The following is a 23177-nucleotide window of genomic DNA, read 5'->3' as shown; positions in this document are numbered from 1 at the left end:
GAGGAAAAAGGAAAAGAAATGAAATCAGTAATTTCCATTATCATGGGCTCAAAATCCGACTGGGCAACCATGCAAAAAACCGCAGAAGTCCTAGATCGCTTTGGTGTAGCCTACGAAAAGAAAGTTGTTTCTGCACACCGTACACCAGACCTCATGTTTAAACATGCGGAGGAAGCACGTAGTCGCGGTATCAAGGTCATCATAGCGGGTGCTGGAGGCGCAGCCCATTTGCCAGGTATGGTCGCAGCTAAAACAACCCTTCCAGTCATTGGGGTGCCCGTCAAATCACGTGCCCTTAGTGGCGTGGACTCGCTCTATTCTATCGTTCAGATGCCGGGCGGTGTGCCTGTGGCGACAATGGCTATTGGTGAAGCTGGTGCGACAAATGCGGCTCTCTTTGCCCTCCGTCTCCTCTCAGTAGAGGACCAAGCTATTGCGACAGCTTTGGCAGATTTTGCAGAAGAACAAGGAAAAATCGCAGAGGAGTCGACGAATGAGCTCATCTAAAACAATCGGCATTATCGGTGGTGGTCAACTGGGTCAGATGATGGCCATTTCTGCTATCTATATGGGTCACAAGGTTATCGCGCTGGATCCTGCGGCGGATTGCCCGGCCTCTCGCGTTGCGGAAATCATCGTGGCTCCTTATGACGATGTGGATGCCCTTCGTCAGCTGGCGGACCGCTGTGATGTTCTCACTTATGAATTTGAAAATGTCGATGCCGACGGTTTGGATGCTGTTATCAAGGATGGACAACTCCCTCAAGGAACCGATCTACTTCGCATCTCCCAAAACCGGATTTTTGAAAAGGACTTCCTTTCTAACAAGGCTCAAGTAACGGTGGCTCCTTACAAGGTTGTAAATTCTAGTCAAGACTTGGCGGAGATTGACCTGTCCAAAAACTATGTCCTCAAGACTGCGACTGGTGGCTATGACGGGCATGGGCAAAAGGTCATTCGCTCAGAAGCAGACTTGGAAGAAGCCTATGAACTAGCAGACTCAGCAGATTGTGTCTTGGAAGAATTTGTCAATTTTGACCTTGAAATTTCTGTCATCGTGTCAGGAAATGGCAAGGACGTGACGGTTTTCCCAGTTCAGGAAAATATCCACCGTAACAACATCCTGTCAAAAACCATCGTGCCAGCTCGCATTTCAGAAAGTCTAGCTGAAAAAGCCAAAGCCATGGCTGTGCGAATTGCTGAACAACTTAACTTATCTGGAACGCTTTGCGTGGAAATGTTTGCGACCGCTGATGACATCATTGTCAATGAAATTGCCCCACGACCACACAACTCTGGGCACTACTCTATCGAAGCTTGTGACTTTTCACAATTTGATACACATATTCTGGGCGTTCTGGGAGCACCATTACCAGCTATCAAACTGCATGCCCCAGCCGTTATGTTTAATGTCCTCGGCCAGCATGTCGAGGCTGCTGAAAAATATGTCACAGAAAATCCAAGCGCCCACCTCCACATGTATGGTAAAATAGAAGCGAAGCACAACCGCAAGATGGGGCATGTGACTTTGTTTAGTGATGCGCCGGATGAGGTGGAGGAATTTGGGAAAGGGATTGATTTTTAGTACAAGTCTATGATACAAATTATCGTTAATGCATTTATTGAAAAGGATAAGACTGGAGCAGTCGTTGAAGTCTTGTATGCTAGTAGTGATCACGAAAAGGTAAAGGCTAAATATGAAGAGCTAGTTGCTCTATATCCTGAAAACTATTTAGCAATTTATGATTTACCATTGGATACCGATCTCAATGAATTACTACACTATCCATCTGTGTTTATTGGGAAAGAGGAGTTTGAGTAGAAATCTTGCTTTACCTAGATAGCTTATTCCCAGCAGTTTAAGAAGAAAGGAAAAATTAACAACATGATCGACCGTTACTCTCGCCCTGAGATGGCGAATATTTGGAGTGAAGAAAATAAATACCGTGCTTGGCTTGAGGTGGAAATCTTGGCTGACGAGGCATGGGCTGAGTTGGGGGAAATCCCTAAGGAAGATGTAGCTTTGATTCGTGAAAAAGCGGACTTTGACATCGACCGTATTTTGGAGATTGAGCAGGAGACGCGTCACGATGTGGTGGCTTTCACGCGTGCAGTTTCTGAGACGCTTGGTGAAGAGCGTAAGTGGGTCCACTATGGTTTGACTTCTACCGACGTGGTGGATACGGCCTACGGTTATCTTTACAAGCAGGCCAACGACATCATCCGTCGTGACCTTGAAAACTTCACCAACATCATCGCTGATAAGGCTAAGGAGCACAAGTTTACCATCATGATGGGGCGTACCCACGGTGTGCACGCTGAGCCTACAACCTTTGGTCTGAAATTGGCGACTTGGTACAGCGAAATGAAGCGCAACATCGAGCGTTTCGAGCATGCGGCTGCTGGTGTGGAAGCTGGTAAGATTTCTGGTGCGGTTGGGAACTTTGCCAACATCCCACCATTCGTTGAGCAATATGTCTGCGATAAACTGGGTATCCGTGCTCAAGAAATCTCTACACAGGTGCTTCCTCGTGATCTTCACGCTGAGTACTTTGCAGTTCTTGCTAGCATCGCGACTTCAATCGAACGTATGGCAACGGAGATCCGTGGTCTTCAAAAATCAGAACAACGCGAAGTAGAAGAATTCTTTGCTAAAGGGCAAAAGGGGTCATCTGCAATGCCTCACAAACGCAACCCTATCGGTTCTGAGAACATGACAGGTCTTGCGCGTGTTATCCGTGGTCATATGGTGACAGCCTATGAGAACGTGGCTCTCTGGCACGAACGTGACATCTCTCACTCATCAGCTGAGCGTATCATCACACCGGATACAACTATTTTGATTGACTACATGCTCAACCGTTTTGGAAATATCGTCAAAAACTTGACAGTCTTCCCAGAAAACATGATCCGCAACATGAACTCAACTTTCGGTCTTATCTTCAGCCAACGTGCTATGTTGACCTTGATTGAAAAAGGCATGACCCGTGAGCAAGCCTATGACTTGGTGCAACCAAAAACAGCCTACTCTTGGGACAACCAAGTAGATTTCAAACCACTTCTTGAAGCAGATCCAGAAGTAACATCACGCCTCACACAAGAAGAAATCGATGAAATCTTCAACCCTCTTTATTACACTAAACGAGTGGACGATATCTTTGACCGTCTTGGACTGGGTGATTAATTAAAAAATAAACAGCGAGCTTCAATCTCGCTGTTTATTTTTTATCGAAAAGACTTAGTCTTCTTTTCTTTTAGTGAGTCCATAGGCTGCTAGTGAAGCCATGAGTCCTGCGACTACTAGTCCTGCAGAATCGTGACTTCCTGTTTCAGGAAGTTTTTTCTCTGTTGCCACAGGAGCTGGACCTTTAGGAAGAGATTTGTTTTCCTCAGCAGGAGCAGTTGATGGAGCTGGTTGGCTTGGGATTTCTAGTTTTGGTTTTTCTTCAGCAATAGCGGCTTGTCCGTTTTCATCGCCTACATGTGTTACCATAGTTCCGACTTCAACTATTTGAGTAACAGCTTCCTGTGCTACGACACTATTTACTAGTGTTTTCACTTCTTTACCATCGGCAGAAGTGCTCACAGAGTAGAAGTTTGTACGGCGACCGTTGACACCTTTAGTAATGACTTGTGTTTTTCCTTTGAGCAAGAGTGGATTTTCACGAGTCACTGTGGTAAATGGAATTTCTTCTTCTTGGATATCCAGTCTAGGTTTTGTTTCTGCAACTGGAGCAAGATCATGTTCATCACCTACATGTGTTACCATAGTTCCGATCTCAACAATTTGCGTAACTGCTTCTTTGGTTACAAGACTATCTACAAGTGTTTTCACTTCCTTGCCATCAAGAGTGCTCACAGAGTAGAAGTTGCTACGATGTCCATTGACACCCTTAGTAATGACTTGCGTTTTTCCTTTGAGTAAGAGTGGATTTTCACGAGTAACTGTGGTAAATGGAATTTCTTCTTCTTGGATATCCAGTTTAGGTTTTACTTCAGTAGTTGGTGCAAGACCATTTTCATCCCCCTTGTGAGTTACAGGAGCGCCAACTTCGACAACTTGGTTAACAGCTTCTTTGGTTACCTGGCTATCAAGGACTGTTTCTGTTGTTTTTCCATTTTCAGTGAGTACAGAGATGTAATGAGTTCGTTCACCTTTGACTCCTGCTGTGATAATATTTTCCTGACCAGCTGGGAGGTTAGGATTTTCTTTCTTGATAACTTCAAATGGAATTTCTTCAGTTCTTGTGATGAGTTCTGGACTGGTTTCAACATTGGCAGCCACTTCATTTTCATCCAGGCTTCCTGAATGGGTTGCAGCTGGTTTGAGTCCTTGAAGAGCAGCCTTGAGCTTACCTACTAGTGCGTCTAATTCAGCTTGTTTGCTGCGGTTGAGGTTAAGGTTCAGTCCATCTTTTGCTGCATTGAGTGCAGCTAGGCTTTCTGTGCTATATCCGTCTAAGTTTGTAGGAATTTTAGCTAATTCTTCGCGGAGAGCATTATAATTAGCACGGAAGTAGTCTTTGTTGTGGTCTGCAAAGGCAGTCATAAGTTCAAAGATTTCTTCCTCCTTGTACTCAGCGCTTGGTCTATCTGCCCAGATAGCAAGCATACTTCCGACTGTTGGAAGGTCTACTTCAGGATATTTGGTAGAAGCTAGTTGATTGAATGGTGTTTTTCCAGTATTCTCAATAGCTTTTTTGAGGAAACCACCACCATCTTCTGGTTTTTGACCGAGAATGTAGTACCAGTCACCGTTGGTATTCAAGAACTTATAACCCTTGCTTGCTAGGTATTGAGGTGATGCAAGGTTGTAGCCCCACCAGCCTTTAGACCAGTAAGAAATTAAGACATCTTTGTCAAACTGAACATCGTCCTTGTCCTCGTAGTAGAAGCCATCGTTGAAGGCCATTGGTTGAAGCCCTCTTTCCTTAGCCATGGCAGCGAGGGTGTTGGCATATTCGGCAAACTTGCCATAGAGTTGATACCATTTGAGGTAGTACCAGCCTTGGGCGTTAGTAGCATCGTTGGCGTATTCGTCAGTACCAAAGTTGAAAATCTTTGTTTTTCCTGCAAAGAAGTCCATGTATTTACCGATGAGGGCTTTTACAAAGTTCATCGCTTCTTCGTTTTTCAAGTCCATAGTTGTTTTTGAAACTTTATCAAAGTGGGCTTGAGGATTTTTAATACCCAATTTTTCCATGGCAACGAGCATAGCGTCCATGTGACCTGGGCTGTTGATAGCTGGGATGAGACCGATACCCTTAGATTTAGCGTATTCAATTAGTTCTGTCACTTCTGCCTGTGTAAGTGCAGTCCCGTTTGGATCATCGTAGTAAGCTTTTGTTCCTTGGATGATGGCATTTTTGACATCATCACTTGCATAGCTTTTTCCGTTGGCAGTGATGGTCATATCATCGAGTAGGAAGCGAAGTCCGTCATTTCCTAGAAGGAGATGAACATCAGAATATCCGAGCTCACTGGCCTTATCTACGATGCGTTTAAGCTGATCAAGAGTAAAGTATTTGCGTCCAGCATCGATTGAGATCACCTTGTTTTTAGCAAGTTTTTCAACCTCACGTTTAGCATCTTCTTCTTTTTGAGCTTCTGGTGTGAAGGTCAAATTGCTGACTGCTTCTTGAAGTTTTGCAATAGCTTGGTCAATCGTGTCTTGTTGGGCACGACTGAGGTTGTTATCAAGTGAACGGATGGCTTTTGCCGCTTCGTTAACTGCTGCGACGCTTTCTGCAGTATAACGGTTAAGGTCTTTTGGTACCTCGTTAAGTGCTTGTTCTGCAGACTCATAATCAGCTGCGAAGTATTCAGCATTAGAATTTGCGAATTGCCGCATGAGTTTGAAGAGGCGTGACGGTGAATAACGTGCAGATGGAGTGTCAGCCCAAGCAGCTACCATACCACCGATGAATGGAATAGTTGCTCCGTCGGATTTTGGTACCGAAGTGATTGGAGTGTTCTTGATACCGTTTAATCCTTGATCAAGGTTGTACCAACCTTGGCCATCTGCATTTCGCCCAAGAACATAGTACCAAGCGTCGTTAGTGTTTAGGATTTGGTGACCTTTTTCTACTAGAAGTTTAGAAGAAGCGACGTCGTAACCTCCCCAACCACCAGTCCACATTGAAACGATGATATCTTTATCAAAAGTTCCGAAGCTAGTATCACTATTGTAGTAAATACCATCATTGAAGGCCATTGGTTTGAGACCGTGCGATTTTACAATACGAGCTAGGTCATTGGCGTAGGCAATAAATTTTTCATATCCTTTTACAGGGTAGCCTTCGTTTGGATAGTATTTATCAGCTTGAAGAACGCTCCAACCTTTAGCGTTTGTTGCGTCATTGGCATATTCATCAAGTCCGATGTTGAAGATCTCAGTCTTTTTCGCGAAATAAGCAGCATACTTGTCGATAAGGGCTTTTGTAAAAGCGACCGCTTGTTCGTTGTCAAGATCTACGGTACGAGCTGATTCCTTCCCAAAATAGCTAAAGTTAGGGTTTTGGATTCCCAATTCTTTCATGGCATTGAGAATAGCATCCATGTGACCAGGACTATTTACTGTTGGAATGAGACCGATACCTTTATCTTTGGCATAGTTAATCAGATCTGTCATTTGACTTTCTGTTAAGTGATTGCCGTTTGGATCGTTGTAATAATCATTCGTACCTTTTTCAATGGCACGTTTGACATCGTCACTCGCATAGGTCTTGCCGTTAGCTGTGATGCTCATATCGTCCAACATGAAGCGGAGCCCATCATTTCCAACTAATAGGTGTAAATCAGTGTAGCCATAATGTTTCGCTTTATCGATAATTTCCTTGAGTTGTTCTGGTGAGAAATATTTACGTCCAGCATCAATAGAAACAATTTTCTTTTTCGCTAGTTTTTCATTTACAGTTGCAGCACGTTCCTTTCCTGCCTCTGTTGCCGGTTTGTCAGCCTCTGCTTTCGCTTCATCTTTTTCAGCTGGTTTATCCTTGTCAGTCTTGTCTGTATTTGACTCTTTAGAATCAGCCTCTTTCTTAGGGCTAGTTTCTTCTGCCTTTTTATTAGCAGTTTCTTTTTCAGCAGAAGTTGGCGTTACCACTTCTGCTTTATCACTAGGAGTTGAACTAACTTCCTCTTGTGGTTTTTCTTCTGTTTTTGGACGACTAGCTACCTTATCAGTAGCTGGAATTTCTGTTTCTACAGTTTTTGGAGCTTCTGGTTGAAGCTCTGCTTTAGGTGTTTCCTCAGTCCGATTTTCGGATGATTGAGGGGAATCAGAAACCGTATGGATGGTCGGTTGGTTTTCTGTAGTAGTAGGAGTAACTCCATCGGCTGTAACAGTCTGTGCTTGGAAGGCGAATCCAATTAGAACAGAAGCTGCTCCTACAGCGTATTTACGAATAGAAAAACGCTGTTGTTTTTCATGTTTCATTGCAAAACCTCCTGATTGCATTGTTATATTGATAGCGTTTACATAAATCAACACCTTTATTTTATTTCTTATATTAACGAGAGTCAAGAGGAGATGACAAAAAACTATAATAAGTATAAAAAAATATAAAATTTAAACTTAAGATTTCAGATTGGTCGGAAAAGATACATATATATATCTAGTAGAATCTTTTTGGTTCTATTTCTATAAAATATTCCACAAATTATAGAATCTTCCAAAAATAGGTAAGCGCTACCTTTTTGATGTGGTATAATAAGTATAGAAAAAGCCCAAGCGTTTAGGCTCAGGCTTTCTTCTTAGTGATCACGGTCACATGAAATGAATTTGATTTTGTAGTAATCCGCTCGTTTGTATGTTTCGCTGAATGCGAGAACTTGACCAGTAGACTCTAGTTTAGTAGTCTTGGTTTGTAAAACGGTTGGGAATTGTTCATCGACTCCGAGGATCGAAGCCGCATGTTCTGGAGTTGGAAATGCTATTTCATTGATTTCTTCAAAATGTTCATCATTCATGTGAATGTGGTAATCCAATTTGAAACGGTTATAGATAGAGCTATAATATTCAAGATTTGGATAATTTGCGTTGATGTATTGTTCTGGGATGTAAGATGTATGGTAGATGTAGACAACACCACCTGTTTCGCGTACGCGTTCAATCTTGTAGTAGAACTGATCTCCGCGTAGTCCGAGTTTTTCTAAGTAGCTTAGTTTGTTTCCACGCTCAATAGAAAGGACGGTAACTTTATCATCTTTAGTTTCAAAAACTTCTACATCTGAAAACTCTACGAGTTTATGTTTGCGTGCGCGTGAAACGAATGTACCCTTTCCTTGTTGACGGACAATATAGCCATCCTTGGCAAGGTCGTTTAAGGCGCGGACAACTGTGATAGAACTCACATCATACATTGCAATCAATTCAGCTTCAGTGTAGAATTTATCTCCACTGGCAAATTGACCAGAAATGATTTTGTTCTTTAACTCATCTTTAATATATTGATACTTTGGAATTGCCATATTTTCACCTCGATTTTCCTTCTCCGTTAAAGATTTTACCATAAAACTGGAAAGAATAGTAGCCTTTTGAATAAAAAAATTAGAATAATAGGCTATAAGGTTAATTTACATAGGAATAAATAGAAAAACCTACATTTTTATACATGGTGCTAAAATGTTGTTATGACTATAGATTACGAGATTTTTATAAGTTTTTTGTGTAAAATTTAGTGAAAAATGAAAAAAATTGTGAAAACCTATTGACAAATGCAAGATATTGAGATATATTTACTATATCAACAAATGAAAGCGTAAACTTTAGTTGTCAGAAGGTAAGAACATGACACGATTTGAGATACGAGATGATTTTTATCTCGATGGAAAATCATTTAAGATTTTATCTGGCGCCATTCATTATTTTAGGGTTCCTCCAGAAGATTGGTATCATTCGCTCTATAACTTGAAGGCTCTTGGTTTTAATACAGTAGAGACTTATGTGGCCTGGAATTTACACGAGCCTCGTGAGGGTGAGTTTCACTTTGAAGGAGCTCTGGATTTGAAGCGATTTCTTGAGACGGCACAAGATTTGGGTCTCTACGCTATCGTTCGTCCCTCTCCCTTCATCTGTGCGGAGTGGGAATTCGGTGGCTTACCAGCCTGGCTCTTAACAAAGAATATGAGACTTCGTTCCTCAGATCCTGCTTATATTGAAGCTGTCGGTCGCTACTATGACCAGCTCTTGTCACGGTTGGTTCCACATTTGTTGGACAATGGTGGCAATATCCTCATGATGCAGGTTGAAAATGAGTATGGTTCTTATGGAGAAGATAAGGCTTATCTGAGAGCAATTCGACAGTTGATGGAAGAGCGTGGCGTAACCTGTCCTCTCTTTACATCAGATGGTCCATGGAGAGCTACTCTGAAAGCTGGAACCTTAATCGAAGATGACCTCTTTGTAACAGGAAACTTTGGTTCTAAAGCTCCGTACAACTTTTCACAGATGCAGGAATTCTTTGATGAACATGGCAAGAAATGGCCGCTCATGTGTATGGAGTTCTGGGATGGCTGGTTCAATCGTTGGAAAGAACCGATTATCACACGGGATCCCAAAGAATTGGCAGATGCAGTTCGAGAGGTTTTGGAACAAGGTTCCATCAATCTTTACATGTTCCATGGTGGTACAAACTTTGGCTTCATGAATGGTTGCTCGGCTCGAGGAACCTTGGATTTGCCACAAGTTACATCTTATGATTACGATGCCCTTCTGGATGAAGAAGGAAATCCAACTGCCAAATATCTGGCAGTCAAGAAGATGATGGCAACACATTTTCCAGAGTATCCGCAGTTGGAACCACTCTACAAAGAGAGTATGGAGTTGGATGCTATTCCACTAGTTGAAAAAGTTTCCTTGTTTGAAACTTTGGATAGCTTGTCAAGTCCAGTAGAAAGCCTCTATCCTAAAAAGATGGAGGAGTTGGGACAAAGCTATGGCTATCTACTCTATCGAACAGAAACAAACTGGGATGCAGAAGAAGAAAGACTTCGCATCATTGATGGTCGAGATAGGGCTCAGCTTTATATCGATGGTCAGTGGGTCGAAACCCAATATCAGACAGAGATTGGGGAAGATATTTTTTATCAAGGTGAAAAGAAAGCGCTGTCTCGATTAGATATCTTGGTAGAAAATATGGGGCGTGTCAACTATGGACACAAGTTCTTAGCGGATACGCAACGTAAGGGAATTCGGACAGGGGTTTGTAAGGATTTGCACTTCTTACTAAACTGGAAACACTATCCACTCCCACTAGACAATCCTGAGAAAATTGATTTTTCAAAAGGATGGACAGAAGGACAACCAGCCTTTTACGCTTATGATTTTACAATCGAAGCGCCAAAAGATACTTACCTAGACTTGTCTGAGTTTGGTAAGGGAGTTGCCTTTGTCAATGGGCAGAACCTAGGACGTTTTTGGAACGTTGGCCCAACCCTCTCGCTTTATATCCCTCATAGCTATCTCAAGGAAGGTGCCAACCGCATTATTATCTTTGAAACAGAAGGTGAATATAAAGAAGAGATTTATTTAACTCGAAAACCTACACTAAAACATATAAAGGGGGAAAACTTATGACAATTGTAGGATGCCGTATCGATGGACGTTTGATCCACGGACAAGTAGCCAATCTTTGGGCTGGAAAACTAAATGTTTCACGTATTATGGTTGTAGATGACGAAGTTGTCAACAATGACGTTGAAAAGAGTGGTTTGAAACTTGCGACACCACCAGGTGTAAAATTGAGTATTTTGCCAATTGAAAAAGCGGCAGCCAATATTCTTGCTGGTAAATATGATAGCCAACGTCTCTTTATCGTGGCTCGTAAACCAGACCGCTTCCTTGGTTTGGTCGAAGCAGGTGTACCACTTGAAACTCTCAATGTTGGGAATATGTCTCAAACACCAGAAACTCGTGCCATTACACGTTCTATCAACGTAGTGGACAAGGATGTGGAAGATTTCCACAAATTGGCAGAAAAAGGTGTTAAACTTACTGCTCAAATGGTTCCAAATGATCCAATTTCAGACTTTTTGAGCTTATTAAAATAGGAAAAAATTTTTAGGAGGTCATTGTTATGATACAATGGTGGCAAATTTTACTTCTCACTTTGTACTCAGCTTATCAAATCTGTGATGAGTTGACGATCGTTTCATCTGCAGGTTCCCCTGTATTTGCTGGTTTCATTACTGGTTTAATCATGGGAGATGTGACTACTGGTCTGTTTATCGGTGGTAGCTTGCAATTGTTCGTTCTTGGGGTTGGTACCTTCGGTGGTGCTTCTCGTATCGACGCAACTTCTGGTGCGGTTCTTGCAACAGCATTCTCAATCTCTCAAGGTATTGATACAGACCTTGCGATTACAACAATCGCTGTGCCAGTAGCAGCTCTCTTGACTTACTTCGACGTTCTTGGACGTATGACAACTACTTTCTTTGCACACCGTATTGATGCTGCAATCGAACGCTATGACTACAAAGGAATCGAACGCAACTACTTGCTTGGTGCGATTCCATGGGCTCTATCTCGTGCCCTTCCAGTCTTCTTCGCGCTTGCCTTTGGTGGTGCCTTTGTACAACACGTAGTAGACCTAGTTAAAGAATACCAATGGCTTGCAGATGGTTTGACACTCGCAGGACGTATGCTTCCAGGTCTTGGATTTGCAATCTTGCTTCGTTACCTTCCAGTTAAACGTAACCTTCACTACCTTGCAATGGGATTTGGTTTGACAGCTATGTTGACTGTTCTTTACTCATATGTAACAGGTCTTGGTGGCGCTGTTGCAGGTATTATCGGTACTCTACCTAAAGATGTTGCTGAAAAAATTGGTTTCGTGAACAACTTCAAAGGATTGTCTATGATTGGTATCTCTATCGTAGGTATCTTCCTAGCAGTGCTTCACTTCAAAAATAGCCAAAAAGTAGCTGTGGCAGCACCTTCTACACCATCAGAAAGTGGGGAAATCGAAGATGACGAATTCTAATTACAAACTTACAAAAGAAGATTTTAATCAAATCAACAAACGTAGCTTGTTTACTTTCCAATTAGGTTGGAACTACGAACGTATGCAAGCTTCTGGTTACCTTTACATGATCTTGCCTCAATTGCGTAAAATGTATGGGGATGGAACTCCTGAATTGAAAGAAATGATGAAAGTTCATACTCAATTCTTCAATACTTCACCATTCTTCCACACTATTATCGCTGGTTTTGACCTTGCCATGGAAGAAAAAGATGGTGTAGGTTCAAAAGATGCCGTTAACGGTATCAAGACAGGTTTGATGGGACCATTCGCTCCTCTTGGAGATACTATCTTTGGTTCACTTGTACCTGCTATCATGGGATCTATCGCAGCAACTATGGCTATCGCTGGCCAACCATGGGGAATCTTCCTTTGGATCGCAGTTGCAGTTGCTTATGACATCTTCCGTTGGAAACAGTTGGAATTTGCTTACAAAGAAGGGGTTAACCTTATCAACAACATGCAAAGTACTTTGACAGCTTTGATTGACGCTGCATCTGTACTTGGTGTCTTCATGATGGGTGCTCTTGTAGCAACAATGATTAACTTTGAAATTTCTTACAAATTGCCAATCGGTGAAAAAATGATTGACTTCCAAGATATCTTGAACTCAATCTTCCCACGCTTGCTTCCAGCAATCTTTACTGCCTTTATCTTCTGGTTGCTTGGTAAGAAAGGTATGACTTCTACTAAAGCTATCGGTATCATTATCGCTCTTGCAGTAGGTCTTTCATTCATCGGTAAATTCTTGCTTGGAATGGGCGCATAATTTATGGTTAAATCATTAATTTTGGTGAGCCATGGTCGTTTTTGTGAAGAACTTAAAGGTAGCACTGAAATGATCATGGGTCCACAAGACAACATTCATGCAGTGGCTCTTCTTCCAGAAGATGGACCAGAAGACTTTACTGCAAAATTTGAAGCTGCTATTGAAGGATTGGATGATTTCCTAGTCTTTGCGGATCTTCTTGGTGGTACACCATGTAACGTGGTGAGTCGCTTGATCATGGAAGGTCGTGATATTGACCTTTACGCAGGGATGAATCTTCCAATGGTGATTGAATTTATCAATGCGAGCCTTACAGGCGCAGATGCGGACTACAAGAGCCGTGCTGCAGAAAGCATTGTGAAAGTTAATGACCTGTTAGCTGGCTTCGATGATGACGAAGATGAATAATACTCTTCGAAAATCAAATTCAAACTACGTCAACGTCGCCTTGCCGTACTCAAGTACAGCCTGTGGCTAGTTTCCTAGTTTGCTCTTTGATTTTCATTGAGTATACGATGTGACAACGTGAAAATCGTTAGAGCATTTTATATAGAATATACATGGGAATGGGGCTTACTCCCATTCCCATATTTGATAGAAAAAGAGGAACTCAATGCTACATTATACAAAAGAAGACTTGCTCGAATTGGGTGCAGAAATCACGACACGTGAAATCTACCAACAGCCTGATGTATGGAAAGAAGCTTTTGAATCTTATCAAGCAAAACGTGAAGAAATTACAGCCTTTTTACAAGGGATTGCTGATAAACATGACTATATCAAGGTTATCTTGACAGGTGCTGGGACTTCTGCTTATGTTGGAGATACCTTGGTACCTTACTTTAAGGAAGTCTATGACGAACGCAAATGGAATTTCAATGCTATTGCGACAACAGATATCGTTGCCAATCCAGAAACTTATTTGAAAAAAGATGTGGCAACTGTCCTTGTGTCTTTTGCTCGTAGTGGGAACTCGCCTGAAAGTGTGGCGACTGTTGATTTGGCAAAAGCCTTGGTGGATGAGCTTTATCAAGTGACTATTACGTGTGCGGCAGATGGTAAATTGGCTCTTCAAGCTCATGGCGATGACCGCAATCTTTTACTTTTGCAACCAGCTGCCTCTAATGATGCTGGCTTTGCCATGACTTCTAGCTTTACGTCTATGATGCTGACAGCTCTCTTGGTCTTTGATCCTACAGAATTTGCTGTTAAAGCTGAACGTTTTGAAGTTGTATCTAGTCTTGCCCGTAAAATTCTAGACAATGCAGAGGATGTCAAAGAACTTGTTGACCTAGACTTTAACCGTGTCATCTATCTAGGCGCTGGTCCTTTCTTCGGTCTTGCTCATGAAGCTCAGCTTAAGATTTTGGAACTGACTGCTGGTCAAGTTGCGACTATGTATGAAAGCCCAGTCGGCTTCCGTCACGGTCCAAAATCTCTTATCAACGAAGATACAGTTGTTTTGGTCTTTGGTACAACGACAGACTATACTCGTAAGTACGACCTAGACTTGGTTCGTGAAGTTGCTAGTGATCAGATTGCTCGTCGTGTTGTGCTTTTGAGTGATCAATCCTTTGGTCTTGAAAATGTCAAAGAAGTGGCCCTTGGTTGTGGTGGTGTCTTGAATGATATTTACCGTGTCTTCCCTTACATCGTTTATGCCCAACTCTTTGCCCTATTGACTTCACTCAAGGTAGAAAATAAACCAGATACACCGTCTCCTACAGGTACAGTAAACCGTGTGGTACAAGGTGTTATCATCCACGAATATCAAAAGTAAGACAGTGTTTATGAATTCTTGACAAGAGGATTTGTAAATTATCAGATAAACCATAGATTGTCAGTACGCTTTCTATGGTTTGTTTGCTTGAGAGAAATAGTAAAAGGAGAACAGAATGAAAGCATACACAGAGCGTGTATTTGGAAATGTTGAGGGCAAGGATGTCTTGGCCTATCGATTTGAGACAGACGGTGGCTACCAGCTTGAGGTTATGACTTATGGTGCGACCATCTTACGCTATGTCACACCTGACAAGACTGGAAATTTTGCCAATGTTATCTTGGGATTTGATGACTTTGACAGCTATGTAGGCAATAGCCCCAAGCATGGAGCGAGCGTAGGTCCTGTGGCAGGACGTATTGCAGGTGCGACCTTTGAGCTTAATGGCAAGAACTATGACCTTGAAGTCAACAATGCTAGCAACTGTAACCATAGTGGTTCAACTGGTTGGGATTCTAGCTTGTTTGAACTAGTTGAAGTGAGCGACCATGGTTTGACCCTCTACATAGAGCGTACAGATGGGACAGGAGGATTTCCTGGAAATCTCAAGATTTGGATCAGTTATCACTTGGAAGAAACTGGTGCCTATGAAATCAGCTACAAGGTAACGACAGATCAGGATACGCTGGTTAATCCAACCAATCACAGCTACTTCAACTTGTCTGGTGATTTCACACAGACAATTGACCGCCATGTCTTCCAACTAAACACAGAGGGCATTTATCCAATCGCTCCCGACGGTGTTCCGGCTAAAACTCCAGATGCTAATCGTGATGTGGTTAAACACATCTACAATGGTGCCTTGTTGAAAGACATCTTTGCAGAGGATGATGAGCAAATCCAACTGGTATCTGGTTTGGATCATCCATTCGCTCTTCCTGCAGGTCATGACAATGCTGGTTTCCTTTATGACCAAAATTCAGGTCGCTTCCTGCTTTTCAAGACAGAGGCTCCATGCTTTGTAGTCTACACAGCAAACTTTGTGGATGAGAGTGTCATCATAGGAGGTCAGCCAATGGTACAGCACAATGGGATTGCCCTTGAAGCGCAGGCTTTACCAGATGCCATTCATAGCGACCTCAAAGACAAAGTTATTCTTAAAGCCGGTCAAACCTTTACAAGCAAGACACGTTATGAGCTTGTTGTGAAATAAAAATTTAGAAATATGATAGGTGTTCCAGAAGTTAGGTATCTAATTTTAGGAATGCCTTTTATTATTCCCTTATTTGCATATCTATCCCTAGAATCTTTTAAAAAGTTGATGTATAATGGGAAGAGTTGTATATTTTGCTATAAATTAATATACTAATTTAAAAATGTAAAAAGAGGGGAATATGAATTTCAAAACTAGTGGAGAAAAAAGACAGAATTTCTCATTGAGAAAATTGGCAGTTGGCCTTGTATCTGTAGCAGTTGCGTGTTTCTTTTTGATGGGAACTGGCCTACAGACTGTATCTGCCCAAGAATCTCATGCCGTTAATTATACTTATGTTTTAGAGTCGGATTTGACTGATGAAGAGAAGACTCTCTTAGTTACATCCCTACCACAAGTAGCGGAAGAAACAGATGCTACCTACTATCTTGTTTATCGAGCAAATCAAGTACTACCCAACACAGGAGCTAGCTCTTCTCTAGGAACTGCTGCCTTAGTGGCAGGCCTTAGTTTGCTGGTCGTAGTGGTTCTTAAGGGACGTGATGGCAAGAGCAAGATTAGTCGATTCTTGTTAGTAACCAGTCTAGGAAGCCAGTTGCTGTCTCCAACTGTCCTTGCCTTGACTAGCGAAACACTAGCTGCCTACAACACTCAACTATCTGTTCAAGCAGGAGATGCTTTGCCAGCTCCGGTTGATATTCCTGGTTATACATACATTGGATATGTGAAAAATAAAGTAGACGTTGTTAAGCAATCAGATAAACAGAAGGCGCATGACAGCAAGTCTAACTTAGAAAATGTAGATAGCTTAACGATAGAGGAACAACAAGGAGGAACACCTTCTCCTATAGAGCCTCAACTACAAAAAAACAATGAAACTGTAGTGCAAGCAAAGGGGAGCCAAGAGCCGGGTCATGAGGGCGATGCCCTAGTTCAACCCGTTCAACCGACTTATACAGAACCCGTTAGCACCCAAGGCACACAAGAGTCAGGTCATGAAGGCGAGGCTCTAGTTCAACCAACGCAACCGGCCTACACAGCCCCAATCAGTACTCAAGGTACACAAGAGTCAGGTCATGAGGGTGAGGCCCTGGTTCAACCAGCACAACCGTCTTATACAGAACCCGTTAGCACTAAAGGCACGCAAGAGCCAGGTCATGAGGGCGATGCCCTAGTTCAACCAACGCAACCAGCGTACACAGCCCCAATTAGTACCCAAGGTACGCAAGAGTCAGGTCATGAGGGTGAGGCCCTGGTTCAACCAGCACAACCGTCTTATACAGCCCCAATTAGCACCCAAGGCACACAAGAGTCGGATCATGAGGGCGATGCCCTAGTTCAACCCGTTCAACCGACTTATACAGAACCCGTTAGCACCCAAGGTACACAAGAGTCAGGTCATGAGGGCGAGGCTCTAGTTCAACCAGCACAACCGTCTTATACAGAACCCGTTAGCACTAAAGGCACGCAAGAGTCAGGTCATGAAGGCGAATCTCTGGTTCAACCAGAATTACCGTCTTATACAGGTCCAATCAGTACTCAAGGCACACAAGAGCAGGGTCACGAGGGTGAAGCTGCTGTAGCAGAGGCTCTTTCTGAACTGCCTTTGACAAGTAATCATCGTACAGTAACAGAAACCATTCCTCATGAAACGGAAGAAATTGAAGATGCGACTATCTTAAAAAATCATCGAGAAATTGCTCAGGAAGGAAAAGACGGTTTACGGACAATCGAGTATGAAGATTATCTCGTAGATGGTAAGGTGGAAGCTAGCAAGGAAATCTCACGTACAGAAGTAGAACCAACCAAAGAGATTGTCAAGGTTGGCAGTCTTGTTAAAACCAAACCAACAGTTGAAATCACCAATCTTGTTAAAGATGAGAGCAAAAAAGCTGTAGCAGTCACCTATCACTTAGATGACCAAACGTCTGCTTTTGTTAAGGCCAAGGCCCAAATTTTTCAAAATGGAACACTGATTAAAGAAGTGGATTTGAAAGATTTATCCGTTCAGCAAACGATTGATGGTTTGGACTACTATACTCCTTATACAATTAAGACTTACCTGACCTATAATCTAGGCCAATCTGATCAGGAAAATACAGAAGTATCAACGAAAGATTTTCAATTGGACTATAAGAAAATTGAAATCAAAGATGTGGATGAAGTGGGGCTCTATGGTAAGGAAGATGGTCACTACCGTCGCTATCTGAATTTATCAGAAGTACCAAGTGATTTGTCACCTTATTTTGTCAAAGTCAAATCAGATAAGATGAAAGAAATGTTGCTACCAGTTAGCTCTATTAAGGAAACAGAGGATGGGAAATACAAGGTAACCGTTGCCTTCAATGAACTGGTTCAAGAGAAAGATTCAGCATACAAGGATAACTATAGCTTCACAGTTGATAAGCAAAAGCTTGCCAAGGACGGTGTCTATACTTCCTTCAAGAAACTGATTGCTGCCATGCAAGGTAATCTCGCTGGAACCTTTAAACTTGGAGCTGATATGACAGCTGATGAAGTGGCCTTAGCAAAGGGACAAACCAGCTATGTGACAGGCACTTTCACTGGTAATCTTATCGGTGCGAGTGATGGGAAGCCGTTTGCGATTTATGACCTTAAGACAGCCTTGTTTGATAATTTGACCAAGGCTACTGTGAAAGATATTGATTTTAAAGCAGTATCGATTAAGAGTCAAGAAGATACAGCCAGCCTAGCAAAAGTGGCTACTAACAGCCAGATTAGTAATGTAGCTGTAGAAGGTCAATTGTCAGGTAGCAAGTCAGTTGCAGGTTTGGTAGCCAAGGCTCAAGATACAGAAATAAGCAATAGTTCATTTACAGGTAGCATTCAGGCTAAGCATACGGATGCTTCTCCTTACTATGTGGGAGGTATAGCAGGGCTCTTATCTGGTAATAAGGCTAAGATTGATAAGGTCGCAGTTGATGCAAATATTTCTAGCAATGCTCGCAACAATGACCAATTTGCGGGAGGTATTGTTGGGAAAGTTCAAAGTGGTGCTTTAGTTTCTCACGCGTTAGCAAGTGGAACCATTCTCAACACAACAACTTATCCACGAGTCGGAGGAATAGCTGGTTCTACATGGAAAAATGGCCGTATCCATCATGTCGTTAGCATGGTCAACGCTGGAGATGGTTATGCCATCACAGGAGACCAGTACAGGGGAGCGGACATCAAAGATGCCAGCACTGCTGTTGAGAACAAGAAGGCTGATCTCTATGCGGCCCCAATCACCCAAGACCAGGCCAGAGAAAAGGTTCAGTCTTATGGGATGACAGTGACACTAAACGATACAGGTCAAACACTCAAGGCCAATCAGCACAGTGTGGACTATACTCAGTTAAGCCAAGGTCAAGCTAGTCGAAAAGTTGCTTATCACAATATTGAGAAATTGATGCCTTTCTATAATAAAGAGCTAGTGGTTCACTATGGAAATCAAGTTGATCCTACGGATAAGCTTTATACTACAGAATTGCTGGATGTTGTACCAATGAAGGACAATGACATCATCACAGATATTCAGGCCAATAAAGCAACGATCAATAAACTGATGTTGCATTTTGCTGATAATACAATCAGTTATCTAGATGTCACCTACAAAGAAGATTTCAAAAATACACAAATTGCAGAGTACAGCGTAGCAAGTAAAAACTTTATCTTTACACCAGAAGCCTTTTTATCTGACTATACGAAAGTGACCGATCAGGTCCTAGCAGATTTGCAAGGGGTCGAATATGACTCAGCAGCCATGAGAAGAGTTCTGGGCATTGAGGCAGATGCGTCGCTTGATCCGCTATACTTGGACAAAGAATTCGAAAAAGTTAAGGCTAATATCGGCGAACATCTCCGTAAAGTGCTAGCCATGGACAAGTCTATCAATACGATGGGAGATAGTGTAGCAACCTACATCAGCGAAAAAATCAAAAACAACAAGGAAGCTTTCTTGCTTGGTTTGACTTACCTCAATCGCTGGTACAATATCAACTATGATCACATCAATACCAAGGATCTCAATACCTATAAGTTTGACTTTGATGGCAATAGCACAACTTCAACCTTGGATACCATCATTGCCCTAGGTCAGAGCGGTATGGAAAATCTCAAGGCATCAAATAATATAAGTGCCTATGAAACAACCCTGGCCCCTGCAAAAGGTCGCAAGACAGTGACGGATTTACTAGAGTCTTACAGAAAACTCTTCCTACCAACTAAAACCAATAATGAATGGTTGAAGACGAATACCAAGGCCTATATAGTAGAGAGTAAGTCAGCGATTCCAGAAGTGCGTGCTAAACAAGAGTCAGCTACACCAGATAGTAACTATACACTGGGAGTCTATGATCGTATTACGGCACCAAGTTGGAAATTAAAAAACATGCTCCTACCTTTATTAACATTGCCAGAAGAAGATGTTTATGTGATTTCAAATCTTTCTACCTTGGCCTTTGGTGGCTATGAACGCTACCGTGACCGTGTTAATAATACAGTCTTATCAGGAGAAGAATTGCGTCAGTATGTCCGTGCTAAGGTTGACCAGTCGGCTGAATGGCAACGAGACCACTACGATATCTGGTACCACTTCCTTTCACCAGAATACAAAGAAAAACTCTTCCGTTCAGTCATGGTTTCAGATGGCTTTGGTATGAAAGATAGCAATAGTAATTATTACTGGGCTACCCTGTCTGATAAGGCCATTGATTCTATCTACAACTTCTTTGGACCAACTGGTAAGTGGTATGGGGAAAGTAAGGGAGCTGGAGCCTATGCCAACGGTTCTGAGGTCCACTATGTCAGCGACCGCTTGTTGGATAAATACGGAACATCAGTCTATACTCATGAAATGGTTCATAATTCTGACGGACATATTTACTTTGAAGGAAAAGGTCGTCGTGAAGGATTGGGAGCAGAGTTGTATGCCTTAGGCCTGTTGCAATCTGCTGACAGTCTAGATAAGGATGCTATTGTCTTGAATACTCTCTATAAAGGGGATAAGGATTCATCAACTCGCTTGCATACTTATGACCCGACAAGCCGCTTCACATCAGCCGCAGCCTTGCAAGAGTATGTTCACGGTATGTACGATGTCTTGTATACCTTGGATGCTATGGAAGCCAATGCCATTTTAACTAAGTCTAATGATGTCAAGAAAAAATGGTTTAGAAAAATAGAGAATTTCTACATTGAGGACAAGTACCATAAACAAACTCATGCTGGAAACTCTGTTCGTCCATTGACAGATGCTGAAGTAAGTAAACTAACCAGTCTGGATGCCTTGATTGACAATGATATCATCAACCGTCGGGCTTACCGTGATAAGAGCGACTATACTCGTAATGGCTATCATCTGATCAGCATGTTCTCACCGATTTATGCTGCCCTCAGTAATTCAAAGGGTGCGCCTGGTGACATCATGTTTAGAAAGACAGCCTACGAATTGTTGGCAGAAAAAGGTTATCAAGATGGGTTCTTACCATATGTATCCAACCAATATGCAGAAGAAGCTAAACGAAACGGGGACATTACCTATTCAGATTGGCTTAGGAAAGATGTGGGCCTCATCACTGATAGTCTCGTCTTGAAAAATGTCTTTGCCAACCAATATGGTTCATGGGCTGATTTCAAGAAGGATATGTTTAATAAACGTATTCGCAAGCAAGACCAGTTGAAACCAATCACTATTCAGTATGAACTTGGTGTACCAAACAGCAGCAAGGAGATTACAATTCGTTCAGCTGCTCAAATGCAAGAACTCATCGATCAAGCAGTGGCAAAAGATGTGGCTAACATTGACCGTACGACAAGCCACGCTCCTGCAAGTTGGGTCCACTTATTAAAACAAAAAATCTACAATGCCTACCTACGTAGCACAGATGATTTCAGAGAATCGATTTATAAACAATAAGAAAACTCCCCCAAGCTATCCTGTCTAAACCAGTCCACCTTGCAGATGGTCAGTCTTTGTGATAGAATAGCATAAAGTCCTTTTGAGGGGGAACTTGCTAGGAAATCCCCAAGCATTGTAACGGAAAAACCACCCTCGCTTCTTTGTGAGGGTGGTTTTTCCTTTGTAAGTAGAAAATAAGAGAGAAAGAGTCTACATCATGTCGAGAATTGTCACCATTCATCCAGCCAAGGAAATCCATCGCTATGGCTTTGAGAGTACCCAGGTCTATCGAGCCCGCATAGCACGCCATCTAGGTTTGGAGTATGTCCACCTCGTTTCGAGTCCTCAGCTTCGTCCTGACTGGAAGAAAGACTTGATTAAGTTAGGATTTTTAGAAAAGGAATTGCTCTGTGTTCCGCATAGTTTTTCAGATATAGGCCATGCAGACTTATCAGTGAGACCAGAAAGTCTAACGCTAGCAGATGGAGATCAGGTGGAGCTCAATGAAGATGGCTTTGTGGCCTCTGTTACCCTAGGAGATGGCTCGGGGAGATATTACTATACCAAGGGTCCCTTCTTGTTTGAAGATTTCAAGGAAAAGGAACTTCGTTGGTATCATGAAAATGGAGAACTGGCCCTGGAAGGACGCTTTATCGATCCCTTCAAAGAACCTTCTCCTGTCACTATCTTTTACCCAGAATACATCTATCGCATAGGAGGAGAAATCCGTTCTGAAGAGGACTTGCTGGTCAAGTTCTTAGCCAAATGGGCAAAACAGACCGACCTCTTCATCCGTGACCAACAAATCGTTCCCAAACCCAGCCTTTGGCGTTACATGGAAAACACGGATAAAAATTATTATGAAGTCGTCCATGAAAATGTCATGCGAGATTTACGCCTCGCCAATCTGCGCAAGACAAACAAATACCTAGTTGCCAGTGAAGTTTTGACTGATACTTTGGCGAAACAAGGGTATGACACTAAGTTTTTACCACCAATGTTTACAGAAAAAGTAGGTCAGCTAAGAAAAATCGGACCTGTTTTGGACTATTGCTTGGTGGGTCATATGGGAGAAGGTAAGAACGTTGAACTTGTCATTGAAGCTTTTATCGAACTCTACAAACGTGGCTCCAAGGCCCAGATTACCTTTTATGGTGGCTCAGAGGAACGTCTAGCAGAATTACAGAATCAATATGATCTTCCGCCAACCATTCACTTTAAAGGTATCGTTAACGAAGTGCCTTATCATATGCACCAATGCTATCTGTCTGCAAGTTACACAGAGTTATTTGCCAACGCCTGTGTTGAAGCCTTGAGTCAAGGTTTGTTAGCCTTGTTATCAGATGTGGAGATTGCCCATCGTTTCTATGCTGGCCAGTCCAATGCCATCAACTTGTTTAAAACCAAATCAGAGTTGATTCAAAAGATAGAAGAGATGGAAGAGCCTGATTTTTATCTATCGAATGAAAAAAATCTAGCCTTAGCCTCTCGCTATTCTCTGGAAAAAGTAGCTCAAATATACAGAGAACTATTAGATAGGAACTTCTAGG

At 42.3% G+C, this 23177-nt stretch carries 15 protein-coding genes; 13 read left to right on the top strand and 2 right to left on the bottom strand.

Annotated elements, in window-relative coordinates; genetic code table 11:
* Positions 1-18 precede the first annotated feature (18 nt).
* From purE to purB, 4 genes are all read left to right on the top strand, one after another.
* A complete protein-coding gene (purE, locus tag D8855_RS07200; RefSeq protein ID WP_125416735.1) occupies positions 19-507 on the top strand; it encodes a 5-(carboxyamino)imidazole ribonucleotide mutase in 489 nt (162 codons plus the stop codon).
* The gene (gene purK, locus D8855_RS07195) at positions 494-1585 is read left to right on the top strand and encodes a 5-(carboxyamino)imidazole ribonucleotide synthase (RefSeq protein WP_125416733.1); all 1092 of its coding nucleotides are present in this window, start codon (positions 494-496) and stop codon (positions 1583-1585) included. The genes purE and purK overlap by 14 nt, the downstream gene beginning before the upstream one ends.
* Positions 1586-1594: 9 nt before the next feature.
* Entirely contained in the window at positions 1595-1822 is a 228-nt protein-coding gene (locus D8855_RS07190; RefSeq protein WP_000614686.1) for a hypothetical protein, read from the top strand.
* A gap of 63 nt (positions 1823-1885) precedes the next feature.
* Entirely contained in the window at positions 1886-3184 is a 1299-nt protein-coding gene (gene purB / locus D8855_RS07185; RefSeq protein ID WP_125416731.1) for an adenylosuccinate lyase, read from the top strand.
* 54 nt (positions 3185-3238) lie between these two features.
* Here the strand turns inward: purB and strH are convergent, their stop codons facing one another.
* Both strH and D8855_RS07175 read right to left on the bottom strand, forming a co-directional pair.
* The gene (gene strH / locus D8855_RS07180) at positions 3239-7438 is read right to left on the bottom strand and encodes an LPXTG-anchored beta-N-acetylhexosaminidase StrH (RefSeq protein ID WP_125416729.1); all 4200 of its coding nucleotides are present in this window, start codon (positions 7436-7438) and stop codon (positions 3239-3241) included.
* Between the two features lie 317 nt (positions 7439-7755).
* On the bottom strand, positions 7756-8472 hold the full coding sequence (locus tag D8855_RS07175) for a GntR family transcriptional regulator (RefSeq protein WP_049509958.1): 717 nt from the start codon (positions 8470-8472) through the stop codon (positions 7756-7758).
* A gap of 319 nt (positions 8473-8791) precedes the next feature.
* Between D8855_RS07175 and D8855_RS07170 the strand changes: the two genes are divergently transcribed.
* From D8855_RS07170 to D8855_RS07130, 9 genes are all read left to right on the top strand, one after another.
* Positions 8792-10579, top strand: a complete 1788-nt coding sequence (locus D8855_RS07170; RefSeq protein WP_125416727.1) for a glycoside hydrolase family 35 protein — start codon at positions 8792-8794, stop codon at positions 10577-10579.
* On the top strand, positions 10576-11052 hold the full coding sequence (locus D8855_RS07165) for a PTS sugar transporter subunit IIB (RefSeq protein WP_000156970.1): 477 nt from the start codon (positions 10576-10578) through the stop codon (positions 11050-11052). Before D8855_RS07170 ends, D8855_RS07165 begins: the two co-directional genes overlap by 4 nt.
* Before the next feature lie 26 nt (positions 11053-11078).
* On the top strand, positions 11079-11984 hold the full coding sequence (locus D8855_RS07160) for a PTS mannose/fructose/sorbose/N-acetylgalactosamine transporter subunit IIC (RefSeq protein ID WP_049509962.1): 906 nt from the start codon (positions 11079-11081) through the stop codon (positions 11982-11984).
* Positions 11971-12792: a PTS system mannose/fructose/sorbose family transporter subunit IID gene (locus D8855_RS07155; protein ID WP_049509964.1), complete on the top strand. Its 822-nt coding sequence runs from the start codon at positions 11971-11973 to the stop codon at positions 12790-12792. Before D8855_RS07160 ends, D8855_RS07155 begins: the two co-directional genes overlap by 14 nt.
* Before the next feature lie 3 nt (positions 12793-12795).
* Entirely contained in the window at positions 12796-13200 is a 405-nt protein-coding gene (locus D8855_RS07150; protein WP_080977888.1) for a PTS sugar transporter subunit IIA, read from the top strand.
* Positions 13201-13405: 205 nt separating this feature from the next.
* Complete coding sequence (locus D8855_RS07145) at positions 13406-14572, top strand: SIS domain-containing protein (protein ID WP_125416725.1); 1167 nt, start codon at positions 13406-13408, stop codon at positions 14570-14572.
* Between the two features lie 115 nt (positions 14573-14687).
* Complete coding sequence (locus tag D8855_RS07140) at positions 14688-15725, top strand: aldose epimerase family protein (protein WP_049509968.1); 1038 nt, start codon at positions 14688-14690, stop codon at positions 15723-15725.
* Between the two features lie 181 nt (positions 15726-15906).
* Positions 15907-21645, top strand: coding sequence for a ZmpA/ZmpB/ZmpC family metallo-endopeptidase (locus D8855_RS07135; protein ID WP_125416723.1), 5739 nt, complete (start codon positions 15907-15909; stop codon positions 21643-21645).
* Positions 21646-21844: 199 nt separating this feature from the next.
* On the top strand, positions 21845-23176 hold the full coding sequence (locus tag D8855_RS07130) for a glycosyltransferase (RefSeq protein WP_125416721.1): 1332 nt from the start codon (positions 21845-21847) through the stop codon (positions 23174-23176).
* Position 23177: the final 1 nt, after the last annotated feature.

The sequence above is a fragment of the Streptococcus mitis genome, from assembly GCF_003942685.1.
Taxonomy (GTDB): Bacteria; Bacillota; Bacilli; order Lactobacillales; family Streptococcaceae; genus Streptococcus; species Streptococcus mitis_CD.
This window is presented reverse-complemented; position numbering and strand designations above follow the sequence as displayed.

What these genes read in the sequence shown, in the direction of transcription:
- D8855_RS07150 (WP_080977888.1), top strand. Translation starts at nt 12,796, where the DNA reads ATGGTTAAATCATTAATTTTGGTGAGCCATGGTCGTTTTTGTGAAGAA.
- D8855_RS07170 (WP_125416727.1), top strand. Translation starts at nt 8,792, where the DNA reads ATGACACGATTTGAGATACGAGATGATTTTTATCTCGATGGAAAATCA.
- D8855_RS07155 (WP_049509964.1), top strand. Translation starts at nt 11,971, where the DNA reads ATGACGAATTCTAATTACAAACTTACAAAAGAAGATTTTAATCAAATC.
- purK (WP_125416733.1), top strand. Translation starts at nt 494, where the DNA reads ATGAGCTCATCTAAAACAATCGGCATTATCGGTGGTGGTCAACTGGGT.
- D8855_RS07145 (WP_125416725.1), top strand. Translation starts at nt 13,406, where the DNA reads ATGCTACATTATACAAAAGAAGACTTGCTCGAATTGGGTGCAGAAATC.
- purE (WP_125416735.1), top strand. Translation starts at nt 19, where the DNA reads ATGAAATCAGTAATTTCCATTATCATGGGCTCAAAATCCGACTGGGCA.
- D8855_RS07175 (WP_049509958.1), bottom strand. Translation starts at nt 8,472, where the DNA reads ATGGCAATTCCAAAGTATCAATATATTAAAGATGAGTTAAAGAACAAA.
- D8855_RS07160 (WP_049509962.1), top strand. Translation starts at nt 11,079, where the DNA reads ATGATACAATGGTGGCAAATTTTACTTCTCACTTTGTACTCAGCTTAT.
- purB (WP_125416731.1), top strand. Translation starts at nt 1,886, where the DNA reads ATGATCGACCGTTACTCTCGCCCTGAGATGGCGAATATTTGGAGTGAA.
- D8855_RS07165 (WP_000156970.1), top strand. Translation starts at nt 10,576, where the DNA reads ATGACAATTGTAGGATGCCGTATCGATGGACGTTTGATCCACGGACAA.
- D8855_RS07135 (WP_125416723.1), top strand. Translation starts at nt 15,907, where the DNA reads ATGAATTTCAAAACTAGTGGAGAAAAAAGACAGAATTTCTCATTGAGA.
- D8855_RS07190 (WP_000614686.1), top strand. Translation starts at nt 1,595, where the DNA reads ATGATACAAATTATCGTTAATGCATTTATTGAAAAGGATAAGACTGGA.
- D8855_RS07130 (WP_125416721.1), top strand. Translation starts at nt 21,845, where the DNA reads ATGTCGAGAATTGTCACCATTCATCCAGCCAAGGAAATCCATCGCTAT.
- D8855_RS07140 (WP_049509968.1), top strand. Translation starts at nt 14,688, where the DNA reads ATGAAAGCATACACAGAGCGTGTATTTGGAAATGTTGAGGGCAAGGAT.
- strH (WP_125416729.1), bottom strand. Translation starts at nt 7,438, where the DNA reads ATGAAACATGAAAAACAACAGCGTTTTTCTATTCGTAAATACGCTGTA.